The 25,490-nt window shown below is 56.4% G+C and carries 31 protein-coding genes; 22 read left to right on the top strand and 9 right to left on the bottom strand.

The features are described from left to right. The first annotated feature begins 99 nt into the window (after positions 1–99). On the top strand, positions 100–1,329 hold the full coding sequence (gene serA / locus ACIN8IBEIGE_RS07680) for a phosphoglycerate dehydrogenase (RefSeq protein ID WP_108486783.1): 1,230 nt from the start codon (positions 100–102) through the stop codon (positions 1,327–1,329). A gap of 134 nt (positions 1,330–1,463) precedes the next feature. Here serA and ACIN8IBEIGE_RS07675 read toward each other — a convergent pair whose 3' ends face one another. After that, on the bottom strand, positions 1,464–1,952 hold the full coding sequence (locus tag ACIN8IBEIGE_RS07675; protein WP_160014132.1) for a DUF523 domain-containing protein: 489 nt from the start codon (positions 1,950–1,952) through the stop codon (positions 1,464–1,466). 221 nt (positions 1,953–2,173) lie between these two features. Between ACIN8IBEIGE_RS07675 and ACIN8IBEIGE_RS07670 the strand changes: the two genes are divergently transcribed. Continuing rightward, the gene (locus ACIN8IBEIGE_RS07670) at positions 2,174–2,731 is read left to right on the top strand and encodes a DUF6160 family protein (protein WP_160014131.1); all 558 of its coding nucleotides are present in this window, start codon (positions 2,174–2,176) and stop codon (positions 2,729–2,731) included. A gap of 20 nt (positions 2,732–2,751) precedes the next feature. Here ACIN8IBEIGE_RS07670 and ACIN8IBEIGE_RS07665 read toward each other — a convergent pair whose 3' ends face one another. Continuing rightward, positions 2,752–3,375 carry a 2OG-Fe(II) oxygenase gene (locus ACIN8IBEIGE_RS07665; RefSeq protein ID WP_160014130.1) on the bottom strand — a complete coding sequence of 208 codons (624 nt, stop codon included), beginning with the start codon at positions 3,373–3,375 and terminating at the stop codon, positions 2,752–2,754. A gap of 104 nt (positions 3,376–3,479) precedes the next feature. On the opposite strand from ACIN8IBEIGE_RS07665, the gene ACIN8IBEIGE_RS07660 reads away from it, so the two are divergent. After that, the gene (locus ACIN8IBEIGE_RS07660) at positions 3,480–4,247 is read left to right on the top strand and encodes a hypothetical protein (RefSeq protein ID WP_160014129.1); all 768 of its coding nucleotides are present in this window, start codon (positions 3,480–3,482) and stop codon (positions 4,245–4,247) included. Between the two features lie 101 nt (positions 4,248–4,348). On the opposite strand, the gene ACIN8IBEIGE_RS07655 is transcribed toward ACIN8IBEIGE_RS07660, so the two are convergent. Then, positions 4,349–5,281, bottom strand: a complete 933-nt coding sequence (locus tag ACIN8IBEIGE_RS07655; RefSeq protein WP_160014128.1) for an alpha/beta hydrolase — start codon at positions 5,279–5,281, stop codon at positions 4,349–4,351. Positions 5,282–5,366: 85 nt separating this feature from the next. Between ACIN8IBEIGE_RS07655 and ACIN8IBEIGE_RS07650 the strand changes: the two genes are divergently transcribed. Further along, positions 5,367–5,975, top strand: a complete 609-nt coding sequence (locus tag ACIN8IBEIGE_RS07650; protein ID WP_160014127.1) for a DUF6436 domain-containing protein — start codon at positions 5,367–5,369, stop codon at positions 5,973–5,975. Here the strand turns inward: ACIN8IBEIGE_RS07650 and ACIN8IBEIGE_RS07645 are convergent, their stop codons facing one another. Both ACIN8IBEIGE_RS07645 and ACIN8IBEIGE_RS07640 read right to left on the bottom strand, forming a co-directional pair. Then, complete coding sequence (locus ACIN8IBEIGE_RS07645) at positions 5,976–6,761, bottom strand: ABC transporter substrate-binding protein (RefSeq protein ID WP_178124341.1); 786 nt, start codon at positions 6,759–6,761, stop codon at positions 5,976–5,978. It abuts the gene before it with no gap. 34 nt (positions 6,762–6,795) lie between these two features. Beyond that, positions 6,796–7,848, bottom strand: coding sequence for an AraC family transcriptional regulator (locus tag ACIN8IBEIGE_RS07640; protein ID WP_160014126.1), 1,053 nt, complete (start codon positions 7,846–7,848; stop codon positions 6,796–6,798). A 115-nt stretch (positions 7,849–7,963) separates the two neighbouring features. Between ACIN8IBEIGE_RS07640 and ACIN8IBEIGE_RS07635 the strand changes: the two genes are divergently transcribed. Next, positions 7,964–10,339 (top strand): penicillin acylase family protein, encoded by a 2,376-nt coding sequence (locus tag ACIN8IBEIGE_RS07635; RefSeq protein ID WP_160014125.1) that lies wholly within the window; start codon positions 7,964–7,966, stop codon positions 10,337–10,339. A 16-nt stretch (positions 10,340–10,355) separates the two neighbouring features. Next, the gene (locus ACIN8IBEIGE_RS07630; protein ID WP_160014124.1) at positions 10,356–11,840 is read left to right on the top strand and encodes a M20 family peptidase; all 1,485 of its coding nucleotides are present in this window, start codon (positions 10,356–10,358) and stop codon (positions 11,838–11,840) included. A 100-nt stretch (positions 11,841–11,940) separates the two neighbouring features. Here ACIN8IBEIGE_RS07630 and ACIN8IBEIGE_RS07625 read toward each other — a convergent pair whose 3' ends face one another. From ACIN8IBEIGE_RS07625 to ACIN8IBEIGE_RS07610, 4 genes are all read right to left on the bottom strand, one after another. Next, a complete protein-coding gene (locus ACIN8IBEIGE_RS07625; RefSeq protein ID WP_160014123.1) occupies positions 11,941–12,534 on the bottom strand; it encodes an SCO family protein in 594 nt (197 codons plus the stop codon). Next, the gene (locus tag ACIN8IBEIGE_RS07620) at positions 12,527–12,928 is read right to left on the bottom strand and encodes a hypothetical protein (protein WP_218579699.1); all 402 of its coding nucleotides are present in this window, start codon (positions 12,926–12,928) and stop codon (positions 12,527–12,529) included. Before ACIN8IBEIGE_RS07620 ends, ACIN8IBEIGE_RS07625 begins: the two co-directional genes overlap by 8 nt. Then, complete coding sequence (locus tag ACIN8IBEIGE_RS07615) at positions 12,921–13,490, bottom strand: hypothetical protein (protein WP_160014122.1); 570 nt, start codon at positions 13,488–13,490, stop codon at positions 12,921–12,923. Before ACIN8IBEIGE_RS07615 ends, ACIN8IBEIGE_RS07620 begins: the two co-directional genes overlap by 8 nt. 62 nt (positions 13,491–13,552) lie before the next feature. Next, positions 13,553–14,743, bottom strand: a complete 1,191-nt coding sequence (locus ACIN8IBEIGE_RS07610) for an MFS transporter (protein WP_160014121.1) — start codon at positions 14,741–14,743, stop codon at positions 13,553–13,555. Positions 14,744–14,902: 159 nt separating this feature from the next. On the opposite strand from ACIN8IBEIGE_RS07610, the gene ACIN8IBEIGE_RS07605 reads away from it, so the two are divergent. The 16 genes from ACIN8IBEIGE_RS07605 to ACIN8IBEIGE_RS07535 all read left to right on the top strand — a co-directional run bounded on the left by ACIN8IBEIGE_RS07605 (position 14,903) and on the right by ACIN8IBEIGE_RS07535 (position 25,403). Then, complete coding sequence (locus tag ACIN8IBEIGE_RS07605; RefSeq protein ID WP_160014120.1) at positions 14,903–15,868, top strand: LysR family transcriptional regulator; 966 nt, start codon at positions 14,903–14,905, stop codon at positions 15,866–15,868. 166 nt (positions 15,869–16,034) lie between these two features. Next, positions 16,035–16,385 (top strand): hypothetical protein, encoded by a 351-nt coding sequence (locus tag ACIN8IBEIGE_RS07600; RefSeq protein ID WP_160014119.1) that lies wholly within the window; start codon positions 16,035–16,037, stop codon positions 16,383–16,385. Positions 16,386–16,961: 576 nt separating this feature from the next. Then, positions 16,962–17,636, top strand: coding sequence for a hypothetical protein (locus ACIN8IBEIGE_RS07595; protein ID WP_160014118.1), 675 nt, complete (start codon positions 16,962–16,964; stop codon positions 17,634–17,636). Between the two features lie 86 nt (positions 17,637–17,722). After that, the gene (locus ACIN8IBEIGE_RS07590) at positions 17,723–18,250 is read left to right on the top strand and encodes a hypothetical protein (protein ID WP_160014117.1); all 528 of its coding nucleotides are present in this window, start codon (positions 17,723–17,725) and stop codon (positions 18,248–18,250) included. Between the two features lie 104 nt (positions 18,251–18,354). Beyond that, the gene (locus ACIN8IBEIGE_RS07585; RefSeq protein ID WP_160014116.1) at positions 18,355–18,651 is read left to right on the top strand and encodes a hypothetical protein; all 297 of its coding nucleotides are present in this window, start codon (positions 18,355–18,357) and stop codon (positions 18,649–18,651) included. A gap of 92 nt (positions 18,652–18,743) precedes the next feature. After that, positions 18,744–19,214 carry a tetratricopeptide repeat protein gene (locus ACIN8IBEIGE_RS07580; protein WP_160014115.1) on the top strand — a complete coding sequence of 157 codons (471 nt, stop codon included), beginning with the start codon at positions 18,744–18,746 and terminating at the stop codon, positions 19,212–19,214. 622 nt (positions 19,215–19,836) lie between these two features. Next, the gene (locus ACIN8IBEIGE_RS07575; protein WP_160014114.1) at positions 19,837–20,202 is read left to right on the top strand and encodes a hypothetical protein; all 366 of its coding nucleotides are present in this window, start codon (positions 19,837–19,839) and stop codon (positions 20,200–20,202) included. Between the two features lie 88 nt (positions 20,203–20,290). Continuing rightward, entirely contained in the window at positions 20,291–20,509 is a 219-nt protein-coding gene (locus ACIN8IBEIGE_RS20910; RefSeq protein ID WP_256665063.1) for a DUF6500 family protein, read from the top strand. 250 nt (positions 20,510–20,759) lie between these two features. Further along, on the top strand, positions 20,760–21,212 hold the full coding sequence (locus tag ACIN8IBEIGE_RS07570) for a hypothetical protein (protein WP_160014113.1): 453 nt from the start codon (positions 20,760–20,762) through the stop codon (positions 21,210–21,212). A 182-nt stretch (positions 21,213–21,394) separates the two neighbouring features. Beyond that, positions 21,395–21,706: a hypothetical protein gene (locus ACIN8IBEIGE_RS07565; RefSeq protein WP_160014112.1), complete on the top strand. Its 312-nt coding sequence runs from the start codon at positions 21,395–21,397 to the stop codon at positions 21,704–21,706. A 422-nt stretch (positions 21,707–22,128) separates the two neighbouring features. Next, a complete protein-coding gene (locus ACIN8IBEIGE_RS07560) occupies positions 22,129–22,653 on the top strand; it encodes a demethoxyubiquinone hydroxylase family protein (protein WP_256665062.1) in 525 nt (174 codons plus the stop codon). 71 nt (positions 22,654–22,724) lie between these two features. Beyond that, entirely contained in the window at positions 22,725–23,198 is a 474-nt protein-coding gene (locus tag ACIN8IBEIGE_RS07555) for an AAA family ATPase (protein WP_160014111.1), read from the top strand. Between the two features lie 98 nt (positions 23,199–23,296). Further along, positions 23,297–23,662: a lysozyme inhibitor LprI family protein gene (locus tag ACIN8IBEIGE_RS07550; protein ID WP_160014110.1), complete on the top strand. Its 366-nt coding sequence runs from the start codon at positions 23,297–23,299 to the stop codon at positions 23,660–23,662. A gap of 113 nt (positions 23,663–23,775) precedes the next feature. Further along, on the top strand, positions 23,776–24,327 hold the full coding sequence (locus ACIN8IBEIGE_RS07545) for a YdeI/OmpD-associated family protein (protein WP_160014109.1): 552 nt from the start codon (positions 23,776–23,778) through the stop codon (positions 24,325–24,327). Positions 24,328–24,452: 125 nt separating this feature from the next. Next, positions 24,453–24,857, top strand: coding sequence for a DUF1801 domain-containing protein (locus tag ACIN8IBEIGE_RS07540; RefSeq protein ID WP_160014108.1), 405 nt, complete (start codon positions 24,453–24,455; stop codon positions 24,855–24,857). A 96-nt stretch (positions 24,858–24,953) separates the two neighbouring features. Then, entirely contained in the window at positions 24,954–25,403 is a 450-nt protein-coding gene (locus tag ACIN8IBEIGE_RS07535; protein ID WP_160014107.1) for an NUDIX hydrolase, read from the top strand. The last annotated feature ends 87 nt before the right edge of the window (positions 25,404–25,490 follow it).

Genomic DNA, 25,490 nt, shown 5'->3' with positions numbered 1-25,490 from the left:
ACGCCCCCCGTGAATCGTGCCCCCGAGCCGATCTGCGGGCTGCGGCCGGCGGCGTTCGGCCTCTTCCCTGACACTATTTGTGGGACAACAGGTACTCCGATGAGCAAGACCTCTCTCGACAAGAGCAAGATCAAGTTCCTTCTTCTTGAAGGCGTCCACCAGAATGCAGTGGACACCCTGAAGGCCGCTGGTTACACCAACATCGAGTACCTCAAGGGCGCACTCTCCGACGACGAGCTGAAAGAAAAGATCGCCGACGCGCACTTTATCGGTATCCGTTCGCGCACCCAGCTGACTGCTGAGGTCTTTGACTGCGCCAAGCGCCTGGTCGCCGTCGGTTGCTTCTGCATCGGCACCAACCAGGTTGACCTCGACGCAGCCCGCGAGCGCGGTATCGCCGTATTCAACGCACCCTATTCGAACACCCGCTCAGTGGCCGAGCTGGTACTGGCTCAGGCCATCCTGCTGCTGCGCGGCATCCCCGAGAAGAACGCTTCCTGCCACCGGGGCGGCTGGATCAAATCGGCGGCCAACTCCTTCGAAATCCGCGGCAAGAAGCTGGGCATCGTCGGTTACGGCTCCATCGGCACCCAACTCTCGGTACTCGCCGAAGCCATGGGCATGCAGGTGTTCTTCTACGACACCGTGACCAAGCTGCCGCTGGGCAACGCCACCCAGATCGCCAAGCTGCATGACCTGCTGGGCATGTGCGACATCGTGTCGCTGCACGTGCCTGAGCTGCCATCCACCCAGTGGATGATCGGCGAGAAGGAAATCCGCGCAATGAAAAAGGGCGGCATCCTGATCAACGCTGCACGCGGCACCGTGGTCGAGCTGGAGCACCTGGCCGCCGCAATCAAGGACGAGCACCTGATCGGCGCCGCCATCGACGTGTTCCCGGTCGAGCCGAAGTCCAACGACGAAGAATTCGAAAGCCCGCTGCGTGGCCTGGATCGCGTGATCCTGACGCCGCATATTGGCGGTTCGACCGCCGAAGCCCAGGCCAACATCGGCCTGGAAGTGGCCGAGAAGCTGGTCAAGTACAGCGACAACGGTACTTCGGTGTCTTCGGTCAACTTCCCCGAAGTGGCCCTGCCGGCGCACCCGGGCAAGCACCGCCTGCTGCACATCCACGCCAACATCCCGGGTGTGATGAGCGAGATCAACAACGTGTTTGCCGAAAACGGCATCAACATCTCCGGCCAGTTCCTGCAGACCAACGACAAGGTCGGCTACGTCGTCATCGACGTCGACGCCGATTACTCCGATCTGGCGCTGGAGAAGCTGCAGCACGTTAAAGGCACGATCCGTAGCCGCGTACTGTTCTAAGTACTGCGACAACGAAAAAGGGAGGCTTCGGCCTCCCTTTTTTATATGGCCTGCCATCCATGGCGACCACCCTTCGGGCCGTCGCTACGCGACGTTAAAAATGGCTCCCGGCCACTTTTTGCACGCTGGGCTGACTATCCTTCCAGCTCTCGCAACGCCGCCTCCGCCGCCGGCAGCTCCTCTTCGCTAAACACCTGCACACCAGCACGACGCAAGGCTGCAGCGGTCACCCCTTCACCGGCGACCTTGATGCCACTGAAGCTGCCGTCATAGTTCTCCCGGTGACCGCACGAGGGGCTGCGCGCCTTGAGCAGGGCAATACGGATACCATGCTGCGCCACCAGGGCCAGAGCCTGCTGGGCGCCATCCACAAAAGCCGCCGTGACATCCTCGCCGTCCACCGTCAGCACCGGTAGCAGTCCATCAAGTACCCGCGCACCCTGACCACCGGCAATTTCCGCTGGTGCACGCGGCGTCGGCAAACCGCCAGCCACTTCCGGGCACAGCGGCACAATGCGGCCTTCCCGTTGCCAACGCTCCAGCAGGTTGAAAGGGCCGTGGGCACCACCGTCATAACGCACGCGCTGACCCAGCAGGCAGCGGCTCACCAGAATCTTCTGCATCACTCACACTCATTGGTCACTTGCCGTAACACGGCCAGGTTACTGCCTTGCATGGCCGCCGATCAAAGGGACGGGCTACCGGACAGATTGCCAAGCGCATCACGTGGACAGCATCATGCGCGCGCAACACTGGCCTATCCTTCGACGGGAAGCACCCTGGCCCGATGGCGCACGCGCCAGGCCCGGCACAGACTCTCGGCACTCTAGTCGAGGACGTTCCCATGCATCGCCCACTTCGCACTCTTGCTCTATCACTCGCTGCCAGCCTTGCGGTCTGCACCCTGCCGAGCCAGGCGGCCCTGCTGCCGATGGATAACCAGAGCCTGAGCGAGATCAGCGGTCAGGCTGGCATCAGCATCCGCGCCGACGTGCTGGCGACGATCAACCGGGTCAGCTGGAATGACGATGGCGGTAGCGCCTCGTTGCGCAACGTGAAAATCGACAATGGCTGCCTCACCCCGGCCAGCTGCCCGAATGGCTCCGGCGGCAGTTTCGCCTTCGGTGCCGCGCAACTGGGCCTGACCCTGCCGATTTTCGGCGTCAACCTGCCAACGCTGAAGATCGATGTGGTGACCAATGGCAGCGGCCAGCAACAACTGCAGCTGACCCTGCCCGACCTCACCACCATCAACGAACAGTTGGTGGCCAGCGGTATCCCGGCCCAGCGCATTCGCGTGCGAGTGGCAGCCGATATGTATGTGGGTGAAAGCCGTCTGGGCAGCATCGAGATGCGCGATATCACCGATCTGCGCGGGACTTTTAAGGTCTGGGGCCACTAAGAGCAAATCTCACAGACCTGCTACAACGGCCCATTGCCCCGGCGACGAAACCAGCCGGTCAATGACAGCCGATCACGGTTGGCCGGCAAGACCTCATGGGGCATGTCGGCGGATAGAAACACCAGCAGACTGCCCGCTTGCGGCAACACATCACGCGTTTCGCCGTTCGGCAGATACAAGCGCAGCGCGCCGCCCTGTTCGGCCTGCCAATTCTCATTGAGATAGAACACCGCGGACACTGCGCGGCGATCGTCATCGCGAAAGCGGTCCACGTGCTTCTGGTAGAACGCCCCCGGTGGATACAGGGCGAAATGCCCCTCGAAATCCTCCAGCCCCAGGTACAAGCCCTGGTTCAGCGCCACCCGCAGCTCGTCAAATACCTGCAGGTACTGATCACAGGCCTTGGCCTGCCCGGCCTCCAGCCACTGAATATGGTCGCCGCGCACCCCTTCGCGGATCTGCTGCTGCGCGCCACGGCCGACGCCGGCGGGCGCTAATGCACCTTGCGCGGCACGTTTACGGCACTCTTCGGCCAGTTCGAGGGTCAGAGAGGGGGCAATAAACTGCGGCTGCAGCGACCAACCCTGTTCGGCCAGGTCGTCAACGATGCGGGTCAGAAGTGCGCTGTGGGTATCGGTCGTCATGCCGGCGATTCTACCAGCCTGTCGACGTTTGATTCACAACCACGCCGAGCCTCGACAAGCATCGGCATGCCGCAGAAAATAGCCGCCCCTGAATGGAGTCCCGAATGCGCGCCCTTTCCGTTGTACTGACCCTGCTGCTCAGCCTGCCCGCCCTGGCTGACGATTACCTGCAGCTGTATCAGGCGGCCGGCTGGCCGCAACAGCGCATGCACTTCAGCGACGCCCTGCAGGCCGCTCAGGAACGCTACCGCAGCAGCCTGCCGCCAGCGGTGTATCAGGCGCTGGTGAATAACAGCAACCAGCGCTTTGCCGCTGCTGCTGTGGATCAACGCGCCCAACAGGGGCTGCGCAGCAACCTCGGCAACCCGACCAACGCGTTGCAGTTTTTCCAGTCGCCACTGGGGCGCAAGATTGTCGATGCCGAGCTGCTCGCTACCCGCAGCGACCAACTGGCCCGCTACGCCAACGGCCTGCCGCGCAGTGAAGCCAGCGCCACCCGCCGCCTGCTGATTCGCCACCTGGCCCAGGCGCTGCCGGCGCGGGAAGCCGGTGCCGAAGTCAGCCTGGCCCTGGCCGGTGTCGCCGCCGACAGCCTTAGCCAGATGCTCCCCGGCCTGCTCGGTGGCGACAGCGCCCAGGCCATGCTCAATGGCCAGCGCCAGCGGTTGATGGAGCAGATCGGCGCGGATCTGGACAACACTCTGCTGCACGTCTACCGCGAGCTGAGCGATCCGGAACTGGAAGAATTTGTCAGCTTTGCCCAGTCAGAAAGCGGCAAGAACTACTACCAGGCAGCGCTGGCAGCCATCCGCAGTGGCCTGGCCGTTGGCCAGAGCAGCGCAGCACTGGCTCCAGCCCCGCAAGGTATCTGAAGACGAACCCGCGTAGGTTGGTGTTGACTGGAGCGCATGACACTCCGCTCGACGATCCGTTGCAGTCGTTGGGCTTCGTCGCGTTGCGACTCAACACCAACCTACGCCAGACGTTCGGTCAAAAACTCGAAATAGCGCTGGCGCAGTGCCGGCGCTTCGTTGGCCAGGTGGTGTCGCGCCTCGGGCAGACGCAGAATCTGCGGCACGGCAAATTTATCCTGCAGCACTTCAAGGTTGTGTTGCCAGGCCACCGTCATGTCCGCCTCACCCTGAATGATCAGCGGGCTGCGTGCACTGCGCGGCGCCGCCTCGATATGCGGCACCCACTGGCTAAGCGCACCGACCCAGGCGGTCGGCAGGTTGCGCGGCTGCAGCGGGTCCTGGTGATGGATGAAGTCGATAAACTCGGCATCGCTGGAATTGACGCTGAAGCGCCGGGGAATCTCGCTGACAAAGCGCTTCATGATCCGGTAACTGAACTGCGACCAGCCCCAGGCACGCGGCCGCACCAGCGGCGCCAAGAGAATGGTTTCGCCGATTTGCGCACCTGGTGCACCGGTCAGCAGGTGGTCGATCAGAATCGCCCCGCCAGTGCTTTGCCCGCACAGGTGCCAGGGTTGCGGCAGCTCTAGCACCGCGGCTTCAGCCAGCACCGCCTGCAACACCGTCTGGTACTCAGCAAAATCGCCGATGCTGGCACGCGCGCCGCTGGACAAGCCATGCCCAGGCAGGTCGAAAGACAGCACGGCAAAGCCCATGCCCAGCGCCCACTCGATTACATGGCGGTACAGGCCAACGTGGTCGTAGTAACCATGCAGTAGCACCAACGTGGCGCGCGGCTGCTCAGGCCGCCAGGCCTGTAGCGCAATCTGATAACCGCCCGCCTGAAGCGTGCCCATACAACTGTGCGTAGCCGACGTATTGCTGAAACCGTAGAACTGCCGGTATGCCTGTTCGGCCGGTGATAGGGCAACGGCTGCGGCCAAGGGTCGCAGACTGGCAAGCAGGTTTTCCGGCTGAAACGGCTCTGGCATAAGGCTTCCATCAAACTTACGGGGTAGTCACAGACCATCCAGGGCTGTGCAATCAGGTTGCGGATATTCAGCTGTCGCGCCAGTCATGGCAAGCTGCGCGCCTGTTTGCCGAAGACCGCCGATGACTCGACCCACGCGCAAGACCCTACTCGCCAGCCTGCTGATTCTGCTCTGGGGCGCTGCCATGCTGGCCGCCTACTGGTGGTATGAAGCGCGCTACCTGCGTAGTTTCAGCGAGCAGACCGCGCTGTTCTACGGCGAACAGCTGCGTCTGCCGGATGAGCTGGCCGGCCCCGGGCCAATCCGCCTGGTGCATTTCTGGGACCCGGCCTGCCCGTGCAATGTCGGCAACCAGCAACACCTGGCCGAGCTGATCGAACGTTTCAGCCCCCAGGACGTGCGCTTTTATGCCGTGCAAAAACCTGGCAGCAGCGGCCAACTGCCCAGTACCCTGAGCGCCCTGCAACCGCTGGCTGAACTGGCCGGCAGCGTGCAGATTCCCGCCAGCCCGGCGGTAGCAATATGGGATCGCCAGGGTCAGCTGGCCTACTTCGGCCCCTACAGTGAAGGCGCCGTATGCACCTCCAGCAACAGCTTTATCGAGCCGATTCTGGAGGCGCTGATTGCAGAACGCCCGGTCAATGCCAGCAACACTCTCGCGGTAGGCTGCTTCTGCGACTGGCAGAGCCACTGACTATCTCAGGCCATCCGGGGTAAAGCGCTGAAAAATCTGCTGCGCCTCACCACTGGCCTGCAGCTGTTCGAGCTGCCGATCAAATTGCCTGACCAGACTTTCACCGCGCGGCGAACCCTTGCTGACCAGTAGAAAGAACGCCTTGGTGGCAACCAGCGGCACATGGCGCAACTGCTCATGGCCCTGATAGATACCCAACGCTAAACCGCCATATAGCGGCTCAATTTCGCTGGGGAAAAAATCGCAACGCTGACGCTGCAACATGTCCAGGTTCTGCTGGATGCTGGGAAAGCGCTTGATCGGCTCACCCAGGCCAAACGGCTGGTAGTTGTAGCCAATCACCCCGCACACCCGATAGGGCTGCAGGTTCTGCAGCAAGGCAGGCAACGGCACTTCGGCAAAGCGCTGAGCGGAATAGAACAGTCCAAGGCGCGTTTCGTAGAGGCGCGCACTGTAATGCGCGTAGGCCGCGCGCTCGGCGTTGTAGCTGGCATCCCAGGTCAGTTCGCAGCGGCCCTTTTCAGCAAAGTCCGCCAGCTCCTGCTGCACCCGCGCCCAGGGCATATAGTGCACCTCATAAGGCAACTGCAAACGCTGCAGAATCTCCAGCACCAAGGTACTGGCCGCCCCGGTCAGACGGTTGCGATCCACCTCGCCATCGGTACGCTGCCAATAGGTGTAGGGCGGCCACTCGTTGCTGTCGCCCAGGCAGATCTGCACCGGCGGCGCTGCCAGGCAGGGCTGCCCCAGCAGCGCCAACACTCCACTCGCCATCATTCGCCACATAACCGCTACCTCAGGCCTGTGTAGAAAGGCTAGATCAGTCTGACGCCGTTATGCCCACAGCCGACTGCCGGCGAAAGCCCTGTGGTGTCGCACCCTGCCAGCGCTTGAACGCGCGGTAAAACGGCGACAGCTCGGCAAAGCCACAGGCGCGGGCCACTTCACGGATGGCCAGGCCGTTGTCGAGCAGGCTCTGCGCGCGCAGGCGACGCACCTCATCGTGCAGCTGGCGAAAGCTCTGCTGCTGGTCGGCCAGCGCCCGCTGCAGGCCGCCGACGCTGTAACCCAGCGCCGTGGCGCAGCGCGGCAGGTCGCACAGCTGCACGCCTAGGTTGACCTCCAGCCAGTAACGCACGCGGTTGAGCAACTGGTTTTCCTCAAGCTCGGCCAGCTCCACTTCCGCCTGCGCCCAGAGCACCGCGAACAGCCGCGGGTTGGCGCTGCGCGAGGGCCGGCTGAGCCAGGCACGCGGGAAGATCAGCGCATCATGCGCCTGGGCAAAACGCGGCAGCAGGCCGAACAGCCGGCGGTGTTCACTCACCCGGCGCGGGGCCGGGTGGCGAAACTCCACGCCGTCGAGCGCAAAGCCGCCGTCGCTGACGCTGGCCAGCATCTTCTGCAACAGCAGCGCCAGGCACTCCATCTGCTGGCGCAACGACCCCACGCCACGGTAATTGAGATCGAAGATCAGGCGCGCCTGCTCGCCCTCCAACTCCAGGCGCGCGGCAAACCCGCCGGAGAGGATGTGCTGAAAGCGCACAAAACTCTCCAGCGCCTGACCCAGGTCGCGGCTGGCCAGCAGCAGGTAACCCACCACATCCATCGGCCGCGGCTGCATGGTTTCCCCCAGGTGCAGGCCGATGTCGGCATCACCACTGATGCCCGCCAGCGCCTGCCAGAAGCGCGGCGCATTGTCGTGATCCTCGCGGGCATTGAACAGCGGCGGCGCCAGCACCACGCCCTGATAGGCCTGGCGATAGGTGTCGGTCGGGTCCAGGCCCAGCGCCGCCAGGGCCTCGTAAAGCAGGCGGCGCAGGGTCGAGGAATGGGTCAGTGCACTGGCGATGCTGTTGTGCGGGTCGTGTTGCATAAAGGCCTCTTGGATTGACCAAAGACTTTCACTCTTGCTGTATTCGGTCAATGCCTGCACAGCCGGCAGTGCGCACAATGGCCAGGCTGATAAAACCGATAACAAGGAAAACCCCATGAAACGCACCCTGACTGCCCTGGCCCTGATCGTCGCGGCCTCTGCCGCCGGCGCTTACTGGTATATCGACAGCAAGCAGCCGCAACGCGCCGGCGAGCTGCAACTGAGCAACCTGCAGGGCGCAGTCACGGTGAATTACGACGAGCGCGGCGTGCCGCATATCCAGGCGCAGAACGAGGCCGATATGTACCGTGCGCTGGGCTATGTGCACGCCCAAGACCGCCTGTTCCAGATGGAAATCCTGCGTCGCCTGGCCCGCGGCGAGCTGGCCGAGGTACTCGGCAGCAAGCTGGTCGACACCGACCGCCTGTTCCGCACGCTGGGCATCCGCGAACACGCCGACCGTTACGCCGCCAAGCTGGACACGAATGCCCCGGCCAGCCAGGCGCTGCAGGCTTATCTGGATGGCGTAAACCAATATCAGGCCAGCCACCCGGCGCCGATCGAGTTCGATGTATTGGGCATCGAAAAACGTCCGTTCAATGTCGCCGACACCCTCAGCGTTGCCGGCTATATGGCCTACAGCTTTGCCGCCGCCTTCCGCACCGAGCCGGTGCTGACGCATATTCGCGATCAGCTGGGCGCCGATTACCTCAAGGCCTTTGACCTCGACTGGCACCCGCAGGGCGTGGTCGGTCAGCACCTCGCCGCTGGCGACTGGCAGGACCTCAACGCCATCGCCGAGCTGAGCCATGCCGCGCTGCTGGATGCCGGCCTGCCGCAGTTCGAGGGCAGTAACGCCTGGGCCATCTCCGGCAGCCGCACCGCCAGCGGCAAGCCGCTGCTGGCCGGCGACCCGCATATCCGCTTCGCCGTGCCGTCGGTGTGGTACGAGGCCAACCTGAGCTACCCCGGTTTCAGCCTGTACGGCCACCATCAGGCGCTCAATCCGGTGGCGTCGCTGGGGCATAACAACGCGTTCGCCTGGAGCATCACCATGTTCCAGAACGACGACCTTGATCTGATTGCCGAGAAAACCAACCCGGACAACCCCAATCAGGTCTGGTATCGCGGTCAGTGGGTCGAGCTGCAAAGCCGCGAAGAGCTGATCAGCGTCAAGGATGCCGAGCCGGTGCGCTTGACCATCCGCCGCTCGCCGCACGGCCCGATCATCAACAGCGCCCTCGGCGAAACCGTCGGCAGCACGCCGATTGCCATGTGGTGGGCGTTTCTCGAGACTGAGAACCCGATCCTCGACGGCTTCTATCAGCTCAACCGCGCCGCCACGCTGGAGCAGGCCCGCGTCGCTGCCGAGCACATCGAAGCGCCGGGGCTGAACGTGGTGTGGGCCAACGCCACGGGCGATATCGGTTGGTGGGCGGCAGCGAAACTGCCGCGCCGCCCGGCCGGGGTCAACCCGAGCTTTATCCTCGACGGCAGCAACGGCGAGGCGGAAAAAGACGGCTACTACCCGTTCAGCGCCAACCCGCAGGAAGAGAACCCCGAGCGCGGCTATATCCTCTCCGCCAACTACCAGCCCGTGTCGCCGACCGGCATGACGATTCCCGGCTATTACAACCTGGCTGATCGCGGCCAGCGCCTCGACGAACGCCTGCGCGACGACAGTGTGAAGTGGGATGTGCACAACAGCCAGGCCCTGCAACTGGAGCCCGGCACCGGCTACCCGCAACGCCTGCTCGCGCCGCTGGCGGCTGATCTGCGGGCTGCCGCCACTGGCAGCGAAGAGCAGGCACTGGTCGAGCAGCTGCTGAGCTGGGATGGCCAGCACCAGATCGAGAACACCGCCGCCACGCTGTTCAATCAGCTGGTTTACCAGTTGGCGCGCGAAGCCATGGCCGACGAGCTGAGCGAAGCCTTCTTCACCAACCTGCTGCAAACCCGCGTGCTCGATAGCGCCCTGCCGCGTCTGGCCGCCGATGCCAGCTCACCCTGGTGGGACAAGCGCGGCAGCAACGCCGTGGAAAGCCGCGCCGACACCGTCAAGGCCGCCTGGCAGGCCAGCCTTACCCACCTGCGCAGCACCCTCGGTGACGACAGCGCGAAATGGGCCTGGGGCAGCGCGCACACCCTCACCCACAACCATCCACTGGGCCAGCAGAAGCCGCTGGATAAGTTGTTCAACGTCGGCGCCTTTGCCGCACCGGGCGGCCACGAAACGCCGAACAACCTGTCGCAACCGGTCGGCCCAGCGCCCTGGTCGGTGGTATACGGCCCCTCGACCCGCCGCCTGATCGATCTGGCCGATGCCGGCAGCGCACTGGGCATCAACCCGGTCGGCCAGAGCGGTGTGCTGTTTGATCAGCACTACAAGGACCAGGCCGACGCCTACATGCGCGGCGAATATGTGCCGATGCACCTGGATGCCGAAGCGATCAAAGCCAACAGCCGCAGCCAGCTGATTCTGCGCCCATAAGCCAAGGAGAACGGCGATGAAACGTCTGTTACTGCTTCTGCTGATTGCTCTGCTCGGCCTGGTGGCCGTGGTGGTCGGCCGTACCCTGCTACTGCCGGCGGCCGCCTTCAACAGCGCGCCGGTCAGCCTGCCCGAAGGGCTGGATGGCCAGCGCGCTGCCGAGAGCCTGGCGGCCGCCATTCGCCTACCGACCCTGTCGCATCAGGTCGGCGCACCGGCCAGCCAACTGGCGGCCAGCAACGCCGCCTTCGCCGGCCTGCGTGAGTGGCTGGCGCAGCGCTACCCACAGGTCACCGCCAACACCGAGCCGCTCGCCACCGGCAGCCCGAGCATCCTGCTGCGCTGGCCGGGCAAGGACGCTCAATTGCCCGCTGCCCTGCTGATGGCGCATCAGGACGTGGTACCCGTCGCGCCCGGCACCGAAGAGCTGTGGACCCACCCGCCATTCTCCGGGGCGATTGCCGAGGGTTTTGTCTGGGGCCGTGGCGCCATCGACAGCAAGGGCTCGATGGTGGCGATCCTCGAAGCGGTGGAAACCCTGATCGCTCAAGGCTTCCAGCCACAACGCGATGTACTGCTGGCCTTCGGTCACGATGAAGAAATCGGCGGGCACCAGGGCAACCGGCGCATCGCCGCGCAGTTGCAGGAACAGGGCAAACGCCTGGCCTGGGTCAGTGATGAAGGCGGCTTTGTGGTGCGCGGGCAGATCCCCGGCGTCAGCCAGGATGTCGCCGTGGTCGGTATTGCGGAAAAGGGCTACGTCAGCCTGACTCTGCAAGCCAATGCCCAAGGTGGCCATTCCTCGCAGCCGCCAGCCTTTGATGAAACCGCCATCGGCCGCTTGAGCCAGGCTCTGCAACGGGTCGGCGATGCACCCTTCCAGCGCGGCTTCGACGGCCCCACCGGCGACCTGCTGGCCAGCTTCACCCCGGCGCAATCCTTCGGCTACCGATTGATCTTCGCCAACCTCTGGCTGTTCGGCCCGCTGGTGGAACAACAACTGGCCGCCTCACCAGCCGGTGCCGCGCAACTGCAAACCTCGCTGTCGCCAACCCTGCTGCGCGCCGGGATCAAGGAAAACGTCCTGCCGCCCAGCGCCCGCGCCACCCTCAACCTGCGCATCCATCCGCGCGACAGCATCGACAGCGTGGCCGCCCACGTGCGCAAGGCAGTGGCGGATGAGCAGATTCAGGTCAAAGTCATGCCCGGCGGACGCGAGCCCTCGGCGGTATCCGATGTCAGGGGCGAGGCCTATCAGCAGTTCACCGAGGTAATCCGCCAGAGCTTCAGCAACACCTTGGTCAGCCCCAACCTCACCGTCGGCGGCACCGACTCGCGTTACTACGAGCCGCTGACCGACAACGTCTTCCGCTTCAGCCCCCTGCTGATGGAGCGCGACGACCTGCCGCGCATGCACGGCACCAACGAGCGCGTGGCGATCGATACCTTGGCCAATGCCAGCGGCTTTTACTACCGCCTGCTGCAGAGCCTGGCGGACTGACTACCAGTGGCGCGCACCTCCGCCACAAGGCGCCTGGCGGCACTGCACAGAGGCGCCGCCAGACCAACGAGCAGCGGTGCTAAACAGGCCCGCTGCTCGCTCAAAATCTGAAGCTCAGTTCTCTTGCCAAGTGATCCACAGCAAACCCCGGCCGGAAGCGCCCGGCGAAACGGCCTTGCGGATCAATAATTGAAAAGGTCAGTGAATGAGCAACCGTATAGCCATCCGGCTCGGGTGAAACTGCAAACTGGATACCCAGCCTGCTGGCAAGCCGAAGCAACTGTTCCTCGCTGCCCGTCACGCCACGAAATGATGCGTCAAAGTGCCTGACAAACTGCCCCAACCCGGCCACCGAGTCGCGCTGCGGATCAACCGAGACAAAGACAAAGGCAATCTCAGCGCCATCGCCCAGCTCGGCTAAACGAGCAGCTAAGCCTGCCATCTGCGTCAACCCTGTCGGGCAGATATCCGGGCAGTGCATAAAACCAAACAACACAATGCTCCAGCGCCCCCGCAAAGACTGATGGGTAAACGCCCCCTGATCGGACTCAAGCCTGAATGACGCCAGGCTACGGGGTGCACTCAGCCACTCAATCGCTTGCGGCACAACCGGACGGGGGACGAAAAAAGCGGCTACTGCGCCCAACAGCAGCCCCAAACCGAGCAGCAACAGAGCCAGCAGCGGCCTACCCATCGGCCCGCACCTTGCCGCTTGAGTAGAGCAGCCATACCGCCAGCAAGGCGGGCAATGTCACGCCGGCAAAATCCTCCAGCAGCGATTCAGGCCCACAGATGCCCACAAGCACCTCCCATATATGGAAGAGCGCGTGGGCAACTAACCAGGCTGTCGGCATCAACCACAACAGCAGGCTGTGACGTAGGTAAATCGCCCCGTAGATAAACGCGATACCGATCAGCAGGTAGATCATGCCGATATCGCGCAGGAAGTGCTGGTTGAAGGGCCCCCGGTCCGGCACACCTGGCACCAGCCAGTACCAGGTCTCAGGCGCCAATGTCATAAATACGCCATTGCCCATGGCAGCCAGACCCAGCAGCAAGGCCAGCGATGTAATGCGCGCGTTAGACACCCCCTGCCCCCTCAGCCAATGCAGACTCACGGGTAGGCGTCAGGAACGACTCATTGACCTGAATCCGGCTGCAGGCCTTGCCATAACCCAGGGCGTATTTCAGCGCGGGATAGACCCGGTATGAGCTGATGGCAAAACCAATGGCAATCAGCCCCTTGTCCCCCCACAGAGCGCGAATCTGCTCACGCAGTTCATCGGCTTCGGGGTTATGCGCCAGAACCTGCTCAGTAAAGCGCACCACCAACACAAGCTCCGCGGGGAGGTGCTGCAAATCCCGATCAATCAGTGCGCGCACCAGTGCGGGATCAAGCCCCGCTTCTAGGGCCATGTTGACCACCAGCTGCGTACATGGCCCGCAATCATCCCAGATAATCGCGCGCAATCTCGCGGCATACAGCGGCCCTGTGGGCAATTTACCCGTATGCGCAGACATGGTTTGCAAGCCCATAAACTTCAGAAACGCACTCAGGTCAGCCTGCAGGATATCCTGCTGATAACCCACGTCGTAGTTATAACGGCGCTTAAACGCCAGCAACATCTTATTAAACGCATAACGAATCACTGCAAACACCTCATTGAGCTGAATATCATCTGTGATTTAAATGAATCACTAAAAATGAGTAATTAACGCAAGCGAAACTCAGGATCACCGCTCCATTGAAATCTTGCGCACCGCACCTCCTGAGTGCGCACCGGCTTAAACAAAACAAAGCCGCTCAATAGAAATATCAGCGCACAAATAATCAGCATGAATAAATAGCGGCCGCTTTCAAGCAGCCCAGATGCAAGCAATGGACCTGTCGCCAAACCCGCAAACGAAACAACGGCCGCTGTTGTTGCCAGTTTCCCACTAGCGTCCAGTTCTGCAGTAACAGCCAACAAGTAAGACTGCACAGCGGGCCAGGCTATAAACAACATCGCCATTGCCAGCACATAAAGAACAGGGTGTGCCGCAAAGATCAGCAGCAATGCTGCGATTGCCGAGATCGCGACGCCAAGTAGCAACCAGGGCAAACGGCCATGGCGTTTGCCAATAATCACCGGCGCCATCGCGCCTAGCAGGCCTAACAGCCCAGTGGCTGCGATGTAGACACTTACCGGCTCAGCAGCGAGCCCCGCCGCAAGCCCGATAAGACCGACATAAGCCCAGATCGCACTGGCAGCGACCTGATAAAGCAGGATTGCCAATAGCAGTAGAAATGCATGGCGATACTTACCGGATAACAATAGGCCCTGCTCACTTGAGGCATTATTAAGCGGAACTCTTGCAAATAGCAGGACAAACAACAAACTCAGCAACGCCAGGCTGGCCATTACATAAAAAACTGCGTAGGCATTAGTGGCAATCTCAAGGGCTGGTAACAGATAGATAACCAGCGCACCCACACTGAACTGGATAAACAACAAACAGCCAAAGGCCCGGTCAGGATTGCTTAAGCGAGCCAGTACAGCAAAGGCAGTACCCAGGCTGAAACCGCCAAAGAAACCGGCCACAAATCGCCAGGCAAGCATTGCTTCATAGGCATCAATTCGGGTGCTGGCAATATCCATCAATGCCAGCGCTGCCAAACCTATAAAGACTGCAGGCTGCCAACGAATTCGGCTCACCAGGAAGATTGCTGCCGTAGTACCGAGCAATCCACCATAACCGTTGAGTGCAATGATCTGCCCAGCCTCAACATCACTGAAGCCAATAGCGCCGGCGAGCGCATTAACCAAACCCGGCAGAAAATTAATATAGGAAAGTCCGGCCATGGTAATAAATGCCATGGCCAGGTAGGTAAACAGAGAGTAACCGATGCGTATATTCAACATAGCGCCTCATGAAAGTGAGTTGACTGTCGCTGGTGTTGAATTTTTATGTGGCACTTGCCAGATGAAAATATGGTCGGTCGCCCTATCAGTCGTGAATACTATTCACGAGTTCTCATGCTAGGCTCCGCCCACGGACAAACCGCATATACCTACTCGCCCATGGATAAACTGCGCTTATTAGAACTATTCCTGGCCACCCATGATGGCGGCAGCTTCGCCGCCGCCGCGAGGGTATGCGACACCGACCCTTCCACCGTCAGCAAAGCCATTGCCCGCCTGGAAGCTCAACTGCAGCTCACACTGTTTCAACGCACCACGCGGCAATTGCGTATCACCACGGCGGGAAAACACTATGCCGATACCGTACGCAAGCTGCTCCAAGACCTCGGCTCCTGCGAGGACGAACTGCGGCACCTGAATGACTCCCCCTGCGGCACCCTGCGCATCAACTCGGCGGTCTGCTACGGCCACCTCTATGTCCGGCCCTTGTTACACGCGTTCTGTCAGCGTTATCCCGCGATAAAACTGGAACTTGAGATCAATGACCTGCACCTTGATGTAATCGACAACGACATTGATATCGCCCTGCGCACCGGCTACGTGAAAGACAGCCGCCTGGTAGCCCGACGGCTCAGCCCAATGGACTTTCTCGTCTGCGCCTCACCGCACTACCTCGATACGCAAGGCACACCGCAACACGCTGATGATTTTTACAAACACAGCTGGATTGGTTTTCGGATCAAAGAAACACAACAACTCCAGCCGATATTCTTGCCGAACCGACACGGCGAATACCTTCCTTATGAGCTAGAGCGCCGACATATCACGGATGATGGTGAAGCCATGGCATACATGTGTGCAGATGGCCTGGGCATTGCCCAGCTTCCGCACTTTCTGGCAAAGCCCGGCTTGGACAGTGGCTCCCTGGTCTCGCTGTATCCCTGCTACAGACCGCCACAGCCGGACAATGGCGTATTTATGATTTATCCCAAGCGCGATTACTTGCCAGCCAAAGTCAGAGTATTTATTGAATTCATGACCACCGCGCTGGACTCTATGGGAGAAAACACCCATCACACGTGGGCAGAAAAATTAACGCCACTCGTTGAGTTTCCTCAGCGTTAATTAAAGTCGATATAGAGAACAACTCCCTATTTTCTCGAACCAGCCCCGGCATTGCCGCAACGCGAGCGCCAATAACACACGCTCGGCTCAATATACCGCGCGGCTTGAGCCTCCATACAGATGAGGGCAAACTGCCTGCAGGACACTGCCGCCAGCGGGGCACGATATGGACGTTGTAAAAAGCCTCAAACCAGGTAAAAACGGCACCAAACGCTTTCTCGAACGCTACGGCGACGACCTGATCGCCGTACGTTACCGCCACGACGCCGAAAATCAGATCAGCTACACCACCGTCGAACTGATCGTCGAACGCAAACACAAACCACCGAAAACCCGCACCCAACCGCCCAAACAACCCACGACACAGGTATTCGTACGCGTCGGCTATCACGAGAAAGAAATACAACAGGCGGTAAAACAGGCTGGAGGTAAGTGGCAGCCGGAGCAAAAAGTATGGCTGCTTAGCCAAAAAGCGGTAGTAGAACTTGGGCTGCAAGAACGGATCATCAATATCTGATGGTCAGATATAGATACGAGATAGCCAGATTTGGATACTTATGGCCAGCGATGGCAACAGTGTGCAGATATGGATATGTCGTCTAATTATAGTTAGCTACCAGCCATGACACCTACAGTACTCAACCATATCGCCGTAGAGGCTGCGCCATACAAAGCAAAAATGTATCGCACCATGCTTTTGTGCGGCGTTCTACTAGGCGCTGTACTTTTAGTCTCTTTCATACTTGAAGCGTATAACGAATATGTTTCTATAACAGCATGGGGGTCGGCAATCACACTCGGCTGGCTCAGTCTATTAACATCAGTTATTCAGTGGCATCACAAGCAACCAGAAAAGCCAGAGCCAGGTTTTCTAAAAAGGCTCAAATGCACTTGGCTAAAAATAGTTATATGGTTTCACTGCGTCATAATATCAATTTCATCCTTAATGCTTTCCTATGTTACTTTTGCTGCTCTCTTCAATATACTTTTCGGTTATGGCAGCTAACAACTGGTTCAAACCGTTCGCTTCGCTCACTGGGACGGGCTAAAGCCCGCCCCTTAACCAAACGTTAGGTACCAAGCAGGAGTACGCATGGACTGGAGATTCAACACCATCTGGTTTGATGATGTGCCAGAAGGACGAGTCGGGTTCATGAGTCCTGGTGATTATGGCAAGTTAAATTTTGAAAGAAGCTCTATAGAGTACTTGGTTTCCAATAATTTCAAATCACAGAGCAAAGACATCCAAGACCTACCCGCTGGTGATTCACTACTTTATTTAGAGCTAAACAAAGCAAACATTGAATCACTCAAAGGCATTTCCAAACTCACCAAGCTAAAGCGTTTAGAAATGCATTACTGCCTGAAACTCGGTAGTGATAAAGAGCTAGGATCACTGAAGGACACCTTGGAGTGGCTTCATATCAGCCAGTCAAAAAGCTTTAGCTATGGCGAAGGCCTGCTTAGCCTTGCAAAGCTAAAAGTGCTTTCCCTGAACAACTGCGCGCCGCTACCTAACCTGTCGTTTCTGAGCAATTTTCCAAACTTATTAGACTTCCGCTTTGTCGGAACTAATATCGAAAGCGGAGACCTTACCCCCCTGCTCAATCACCCGACGCTGTGTTCTGCCGGCTTCCTAGATAAAAGGCATTACAACCTAAAATCAGCAGAGGTAAGCTCAGCACTGGCTCAGAAAAAAGCTGGAGCTATTACTCGTGCGCACAAAGGGCAGTATGAGACATTTAGATACCTTGCAGTTGGCACCTAACAAATGGTTCAAGTCGCTCGCTTCGCTCACTCGGGACCGGCTAAAGCCGGCCCCCTTAACCAAACGTTAGCCACTACGGGTAGCTTATGGACTATCGTGACGCTATTGAAATCGCAAGAAAAGTCCCTGGCACTTTAGTCACTCGCGATGAATACGGTGGTTTCATTGTCCGGAGAGCTGACGGATCCTTGGTCGAGGGGCATGAACCTGCGAGTGATGAGATCACGCTCCTCAGGCAAGAAAATGAAAGGTATCAAAATAACTACGATGAGTTATTCGCTCAGTTAAATCAGACAAAACAAAACTACCTCACCAAATTAACCGGTCTTGAAGAAACTATTGATCAGTTGAAAAGCTCGCTGAATACTTTACAAGCAGAACATTCAAGTGCAATAAATAATCTTAAAGAGCTTGAGAAAAAACTGGCTAAGGTTAGCAATGATGAATGGGAAAGAATCAAGATAGCGGATGAACAGGCTCGCTTGGAGAATGCAAAAGCCCGAAAGGCAGAGCGGCATATTCAGCAATGCGCATGCTTAGGAGAGGTCGAGAATTGTGCTCGGTGTAACGGCCGAGGTAGTTATACCGCGGACGGCTATGGAAACCCTATCTAAAATACTCTGCGGAATTTGGCTAACAACTGGTTCAAACCGCTCGCTTCGCTCACTGGGACGGGCTAAAGCCCGCCCCTTAACCAAACGTTAGAGGCAAGCCAAGGATGAGCACCTACATCGAAACAGGACTTTCAGAGCCGAAGGCAATGGTCATAACCCTTGCCGCATATGCCCTCATGCTTTGCATGCCCCTTGCTATTACATACATAGCAACCGGACTCAAAGGCTCCTTCAAAAAGCAAGTTAAACTCTCAGCTGCAGCGCTGATTATAGTAATCGCAGGGTGCTTCGTATTTTACGGCCCAGCTATTAGCTACACTGCGTTAGCGCTAGCAACTTTCAGCCTTGGATTTTCTGTGCATCAAGTTATCAATCGCCACAAAATCGAGGAAGGCCTCTAACAATTCGCTCAACCGCCGCTCACTCCGTTCGCTGGACGTCCAAAAGCTGCGCTTTTGGCCGCCCGTTAGCTTAATCGTTAGAGGCCATTGTCATGGAAGATGCTGAGCTCAAAGCACATGATGCGTGGGACTCTGGAAATGTAAGTCTCGCTTTTGAGCTCTTCTCAGAATGTGCACGCCAAGGCTCAGAGGGTTGCATGCTGGATCTCGGATACTTCTATGATGAAGGAATCGGTACTGCTATAGATAAAAAACGGGCTATGTACTGGTATAAGAAATCTTATCGCCTTGGTAGTAGCTCTGCCGCCTCGAACATAGCCATCCTCTACCGCGAACAGGGTCGTTTCGATCTCACTGCGCAATGGTTCAAGCGCGCAATCCAACTAAATGATGGTGACGCAGAGGTAGAGCTAGCAAAGCTCTTAATTTCCGGCAAAGGCGTTCGCAAATCTTTTTCTGCCGCCAAAGAACATCTTTCAAATGCATTAATCTCAAGTAACATTACGCCAGCAGGAAAAGAGGAAGCAGAAGAGCTACTTTGCAAGGTGCAAAATGGCCTCTAACTACTGGTTCAAGTCGTTCGCTTCGCTCACTGCGGGACCGGCTAAAGCCGGCCCCTTAACCAAACGTTAGGTGCTTATATGCTGATAGCCATTCGCATAATTCTTAGCCTTACAGCTTTAATTGTCGGATTTGGTATAGCCGGTGCTGTTGGGTCATGCATGGGACAACGTAATTGCGAGTCTACGCTCGGAACTAGTTTATTTTGGGCCAGCCTTATATCGGCACCCTTCGTGATTTCAGCACTGACGTGCAATGCTCGAAGAAGCCTAACCTCAATTATAAATCTAATTTGTTTAGCAATAATTCTTGCTTACGTCTGCTTTTTGTTTTCGTCGACATCTATGCCTTGGAATTTAATTAGCACACTCAAAATCATAGCGCAGTGGAAAAGCGTTAATCACCTAGTAATTTTAGCAGGCATTCTTCCATCAATACTTATTCACACATCACTTATACTCATGTTATGTCTCGCGCCTAAAAACATCACAACTCTTACAGAACGAATAAAGAACCACAATTTACCGACCAACACCTAACAAGTGGTTCAAACCGTTCGCTTCGCTCACTGGGACGGGCTAAAGCCCGCCCCTTAACCAAACGTTATGTAGCAGAAGAATATCTATGCACTTTCTAAGGCCAACCAAAAGAAAACTTTTCACCACTGTGCTTTTTATATTGATTGGCTTTACTTTTTCAGTCGTCAGCGACCTCACCTCAAAAGCATACAAAGAATACGTCAAGAACACTCACTTCGAGGGAGAGCTTCTAGAGGAATACGAAAATATAATAAAACAAGGCCCGCTGGCGCCGCCCGTAAAAGACAATAGAATTCATGAACTCGTTAAGAAAATCCCACCAGAAGCACATAAGAAAGTTGAGCAGGCTGGGTTATTTATCCTTTGGTTTACGATTATTTCTGGGGTTTTAATTACTTACATTGGGGCTTGTATTGCACACCGCGAACCTAAACCGCGTAGTGCTACATAACAATTGGTTCAAATCGCTCGCTTCGCTCACTGGGACGGGCTAAAGCCCGCCCCTTAACCAAACGTTAGGCATAAGGCAACTCAGGCTAATGCGACAAGACTTAAGAGAGAAAATTGTCAGCGTTTGCGCGAAGAAAATACTGTCCAAAGGTGAGTCGGTTGGCGTTTCCTTTTACGCGTTCTTCGCAAACAAAAATGATGATCCAGAGCTTCTTATGGAGGCTGCCACATGGTGGATAAAAACCCACAAACTGGATCACTTCGAGAAAGCTACAAAAATAAAGCTAATGGTTGAATCCGAAAAATGATGAATTCAGCTATAACCAAACCATCAAGCAGGCGCTGAGGCGCTCCAAAATCGCAAAGCAAAAAAGCACATGAAACAGCTCAACAGCATGAGAAAGCCATTTAAAGCAAAAGCACTGTTGGCTATCGTGGCGCAACAACTTGCAGCGCCCGGCTCAAGTTCACGCCTAACAAGTGGTTCAAACCGTTCGCTTCGCTCACTCGGGACCGGCTAAAGCCGGCCCCTTAACCAAACGTTAGGCCCCATTTATTATGCATTATTCAGCACTCATCAGATCTGCTCTTTATTCGATATCTGAAATACTTGTTTTCTTTATTCCACTAGCTGTAGTTAGCATTGTTATTTCCTCGACGGAAGGAACATTACAACAAATTTTATACAGCTCTGATTGGTGGTTTATAACAGTACTGGTTTTGCTTGATGCAATTCGAGACACTTCCGATGTTCCAAGAGAATCTGTTTTGAAAGGGCTTGACCACAGGATGTACCTAACTGTTATGGGTGCAGCCGCATTAGTTGCCATGGCTTTTCTAGCATTAACTGCCATAAACTCTAGAAAACCTACTTTGCTGACACTTCCTGATTGGTATCCAATTTTTCAGTGGTTATTTTTAGCGTTTTCACTCACTGCTTCTTGGCTTCTAAAAACTGGAATTACTTATACGAAGCTCAAGCTCAAAAATGAAACTCAAGAAAAAGCCTAACAAATGGTTCAAACCGTTCGCTTCGCTCACTGGGACCGGCTAAAGCCGGCTCCTTAACCAAACGTTATACGATGCAATGTCGCCTGGGAAAGCGAGGGCGATGCAACATGATGCCCCCGCGTCAATTCAATAACCGTGTTGCACTCTGCTCCTGCAACCGCCCTTAGAAAAAGGAACATATGATGAGTAAAACTCAATCCAAACATGTATTTGCGCTGGGGGTATTGCTGACAGCGTTATCCATGACTATGTCTGGTTTTGCATCGGCGTCTGAAGAAACGGGTGCCACGCAACTTATTATCAATGATGGCAAGCAAGATCAGCTGTCCGAGGATGAAAAAGCGACCGCTGAGCCATCGGGAAAAGGTGCGGGTCAGAAAGCCGCTTCACAGGAACAACCCAAATATCCTGCTGCTGATAAAGATAAAAGTAAGCAGGATTTAAACCACACCGGCAGCCACTCGACCACCGGTGCGCATGAGCGAAACCGCTAGGCTCTGTCTGACTGAACGTGGATCAATAGGGTCACAGAAGTGGAACCGCAGAACGCCTACCGATCATTGTTTCGGGGCAGAATGCCGGAGCGTGAACTGACTGCAATCCGTGAGACACGAACAGGGCGTGGGTTTTGGGCGATGAGCGATTCAAGGCCATAATCGAAGCCAAGACTGGGCGGCGGGCTGTTCCCATGAGTCGGGGTGGGGACAGGAAGTCTGCGGAGTATCGGACAGCTAAGAATCAATGACACTAACCCCACTGATCACTGAATGGCCGGCAATCCAAATTCTCCCTGTAGCTATATATGCGTAATTACTTAAATCGTATAACAAATGGTTCAAATCGTTCGCTTCGCTCACTGCGGGACCGGCTAAAGCCGGCCCCTTAATCAAACGTTAGACTCATAGGGATCTCTTAAGTGCATTGCAACTCGAATACCATTGAAAAGCAACTTAAGATTATTCACGCCTGTGAGAAAGGCGCAACAGGCGTCTATTACGGGCATAGAATAATCGCCAAAATATTTTTTCCGAATATGGTGCCTTCACTAGACGAGATGCATCAACATGAATGCGAGCACTTTTCAATATTCGTTCAATATTTAAAAGACAAGAATATAAGCAAAGGGCTTCCACCAACACTTTGGTGCGGCGCTGGGATTATTTACGGACTCTTTGTCGGCGCATTAGGAGAGAACTCAATATGGGTTAGCACTGCGAGGATTGAGGAAATCGTAAACAAAGAGCTTGATGATGCAGCATCTTTTTTAAGAGAAAAAGAACCTGAAATATTTAAAGCTGTTTTAGAAATTCAAAAAGATGAACTACTTCACCAAAATATAGCGGCAGATAAGGCTGATTTTTCAGGCCTTAAATCAAAGATTGTCAGCAAACTGGCCACACAGTGCTCATATGCTGCGAAATTTGTTGCGGCCTGTACCTGAAGTGGTTCAAACCGTTCGCTTCGCTCACTGGGACAGGCTAAAGCCCGCCCCTTAACCAAACGTTAGGCCTAATGAAAATACTTATCTTTGGCAACTCCGGCTCAGGAAAGTCCACGCTTGCTAAGCGCCTGGTTAAAGATCGCGGACTGGCTCACCTGGACCTTGACTCAATCGTATGGGAACCCGGAAAAATTGCTGTTCCACGAGCACCAAAAGCTGTGAGCGAATCACTTCAAGCATTTCTTACCAACCATAAAACTTGGGTTATTGAGGGCTGCTACGGCGAACTCATTGAAAAAACGAAACAGCATTGCTCTGAGTTAATCTTTCTTAACCCTGGGCTTGAGATCTGTCTTGAGCACAACCGACATCGCCCATGGGAACCTCATAAGTATTCGTCTAAACAAGCTCAAGATGAAATGTTAGAGAGCTTACAAACTTGGGTTGCCGGCTACTATGAACGTCAAGATCAATGGTCGTACCACGCACACCGTCAGATTTTTGATACTTTTTCAGGCCGCAAATGCGAACGATCTGCAGGCTAATCAGCGGTTGCCTAACAAGTGGTTCAAACCGCTCGCTTCGCTCACTGGGATGGCCTGAAGCCCGCCCCTTAACCAAACGTTAGAGGGTGCTATTAGCTATGGCATGGACTCGCACAGAAAAACTAATCGCTGCACTTATATTTTTCGTGTCTGGTTCAGCTTGTGCTTTATCGCAAGCTGAATACGCTCAAAGCAGCCTTGAACGCTGGAAAGAAAATGAGCACACCATGAGTGTGAAATTCTCCCAATTACTGAAGGAGGCCGAGCAGGAACCTGGTTCGGAGGGGAAAGAAGCCCTTAAAAATCTGAAAGAAGCAAAATTGCACTGGGAAGAATTCCGACGCACATTCTGCCTTTCAATGAGCGAGACATATGGTAGCGAGTGGGAAAGTGCAAACGAGTCTGACTGTCGAGAACGACTCACAAAATCTTTCACGAGCGATATGAACCATTATGGTTATTAAGTTCAATGCACGCCCCCTCTAACAACTGGTTCAAACCGCCCGCTGCGCTCACTGGGACGGGCTAAAGCCCGCCCCTTAACCAAACGTTAGGCGTATTAGCTGGAGGAGTTGCAATGGCAACAATCGATGCGAAATCCCGATTTGAAGCAAAGCTTCTTCGTCCGGCAAAGGCTGCCGATAATACGTCGTGGGCTTTCGTAATACTGCCGAGGGACGTAAGTGAACAGCTTCCGAGGCGAGGAAGGACGACAGTTGAAGGCACAATCAATGGGCAGCATTTCCAGGCAACCCTTGAACCTGATGGTCAACTGAGCCATTGGCTGCAGGTAAGCAGAGCGCTATACGAAGCCGCAGGCGCGGTCGTTGGGGATACCGTTACGTTAGAGCTAACCCCTGTGAAAAAGGAACCCGAGCCTGACATCCCTGCAGACTTGCAGGAGGCACTTGCAGCCACTCCTGAAGCTCATAAGGTTTGGAACAATACGACGACCATCGCACGAGTAGACTGGATACACTGGATTACTTCAGCCAAACAACTTAAGACACGTGTAAAACGAATTGATGATGCCTGCGATATGCTTGCATCCGGTAAGAAGCAGGTCTGCTGTTTCGATCAGTCAGGCTACTACAGCAAGGCTTTCCGTGCTCCCGAAGCAGAAAGTTGATACATGTAAGCTGCGTTGATTACGTCTAACAACTGGTTCAAACCGCTCGCTTCGCTCACTGGGACGGGCCCATCTCCACACTCCACCAAACGTTAGCCACCGCCACTTACCACGTTGGCAAACCAATGACGACAAACATCCGAATCACATTCGCCAACTACCCACAACAAGCCCAACAGCAGCTGGAGCAAGTACGCGAGCTGATTCTGGCTATTGCGGCCGAACACACACTGGGCGGTGTCGAGGAAACGCTCAAGTGGGGCGAAGCCAGTTATTCGATCAAGGGCGGTTCGCCGATTCGAATCGACTGGAAAGCCAAACAGGCGGGTGCAATCAAGGTGTTTTTCCACTGCCAGACGCAGCTGGTGGCCACTTTCAGGGAAATCTACCCTGATGCGTTCATCTATGAGGGCAACAGAGCCGTTGTGATTCCTCTGGATGCAGATATTGAGCAAACGCCACTAAAGCATTGTCTGCTGCTGGCGTTGCAGTACCAGAGCCTGAAGCATTTGCCGTTGCTGGGCGCATAGGCTGGTTCCAGCAACCCAACTGGCAGCGTTCAATGCCTATTGCATGTTCCAACCGGGTAAACCGCCCTGTTCAACTTCAATCACTGCGAGACAAGCATGGAAGTCAGAAAATCCGCGCGTTTATTGATCGTCGATGCCGATGGTCGGCTGCTGCTGTTTAACTACAAGGACGAGCATCAGGCGCCCTTCTGGGCGACCGCTGGCGGGGAGTTGAAGGTTGGAGAAGATTACCGGGCTGCCGCCGCTCGCGAGCTGTATGAGGAAACCGGACTCAAGCTGGAAATCGGCGCGCGACTGAAAGAGCGCGATGAGGTTTACGCCGTAGCCCGTTCGGTGCCGGCAAGATGGCTTGAGCAGTACTTTCTGGTGGAGTGCCCGGCCAATACACCGGTGTTTGCCGCCGACTGGACAGAGGAAGAACAGAGCACGATTCAACAGTGGCAGTGGTGGGATCTGGCGCAGCTGCAGCAAACGCCGCCGTCACTCTTGAAACCTGAATGGCTACCCGAACTGTTGCAGCAGGTACTGCTCGCTCGTCAGCCCTAGCAGGCTGTTGAATAACTATCTGCCTTGCCATTGCGGTGTTAAAAAACAGGCCGGGCACGACGTCTCAAAATGCTCATTCACAGCTCG

This window comes from Pseudomonas sp. 8BK (genome assembly GCF_902506475.1).
In the GTDB taxonomy this organism is placed as follows: Bacteria; Pseudomonadota; Gammaproteobacteria; order Pseudomonadales; family Pseudomonadaceae; genus Aquipseudomonas; species Aquipseudomonas anguilliseptica.
The sequence above is the reverse complement of the archived record's forward strand: the minus strand, read 5'-3'. Positions and strand labels throughout refer to the sequence as shown.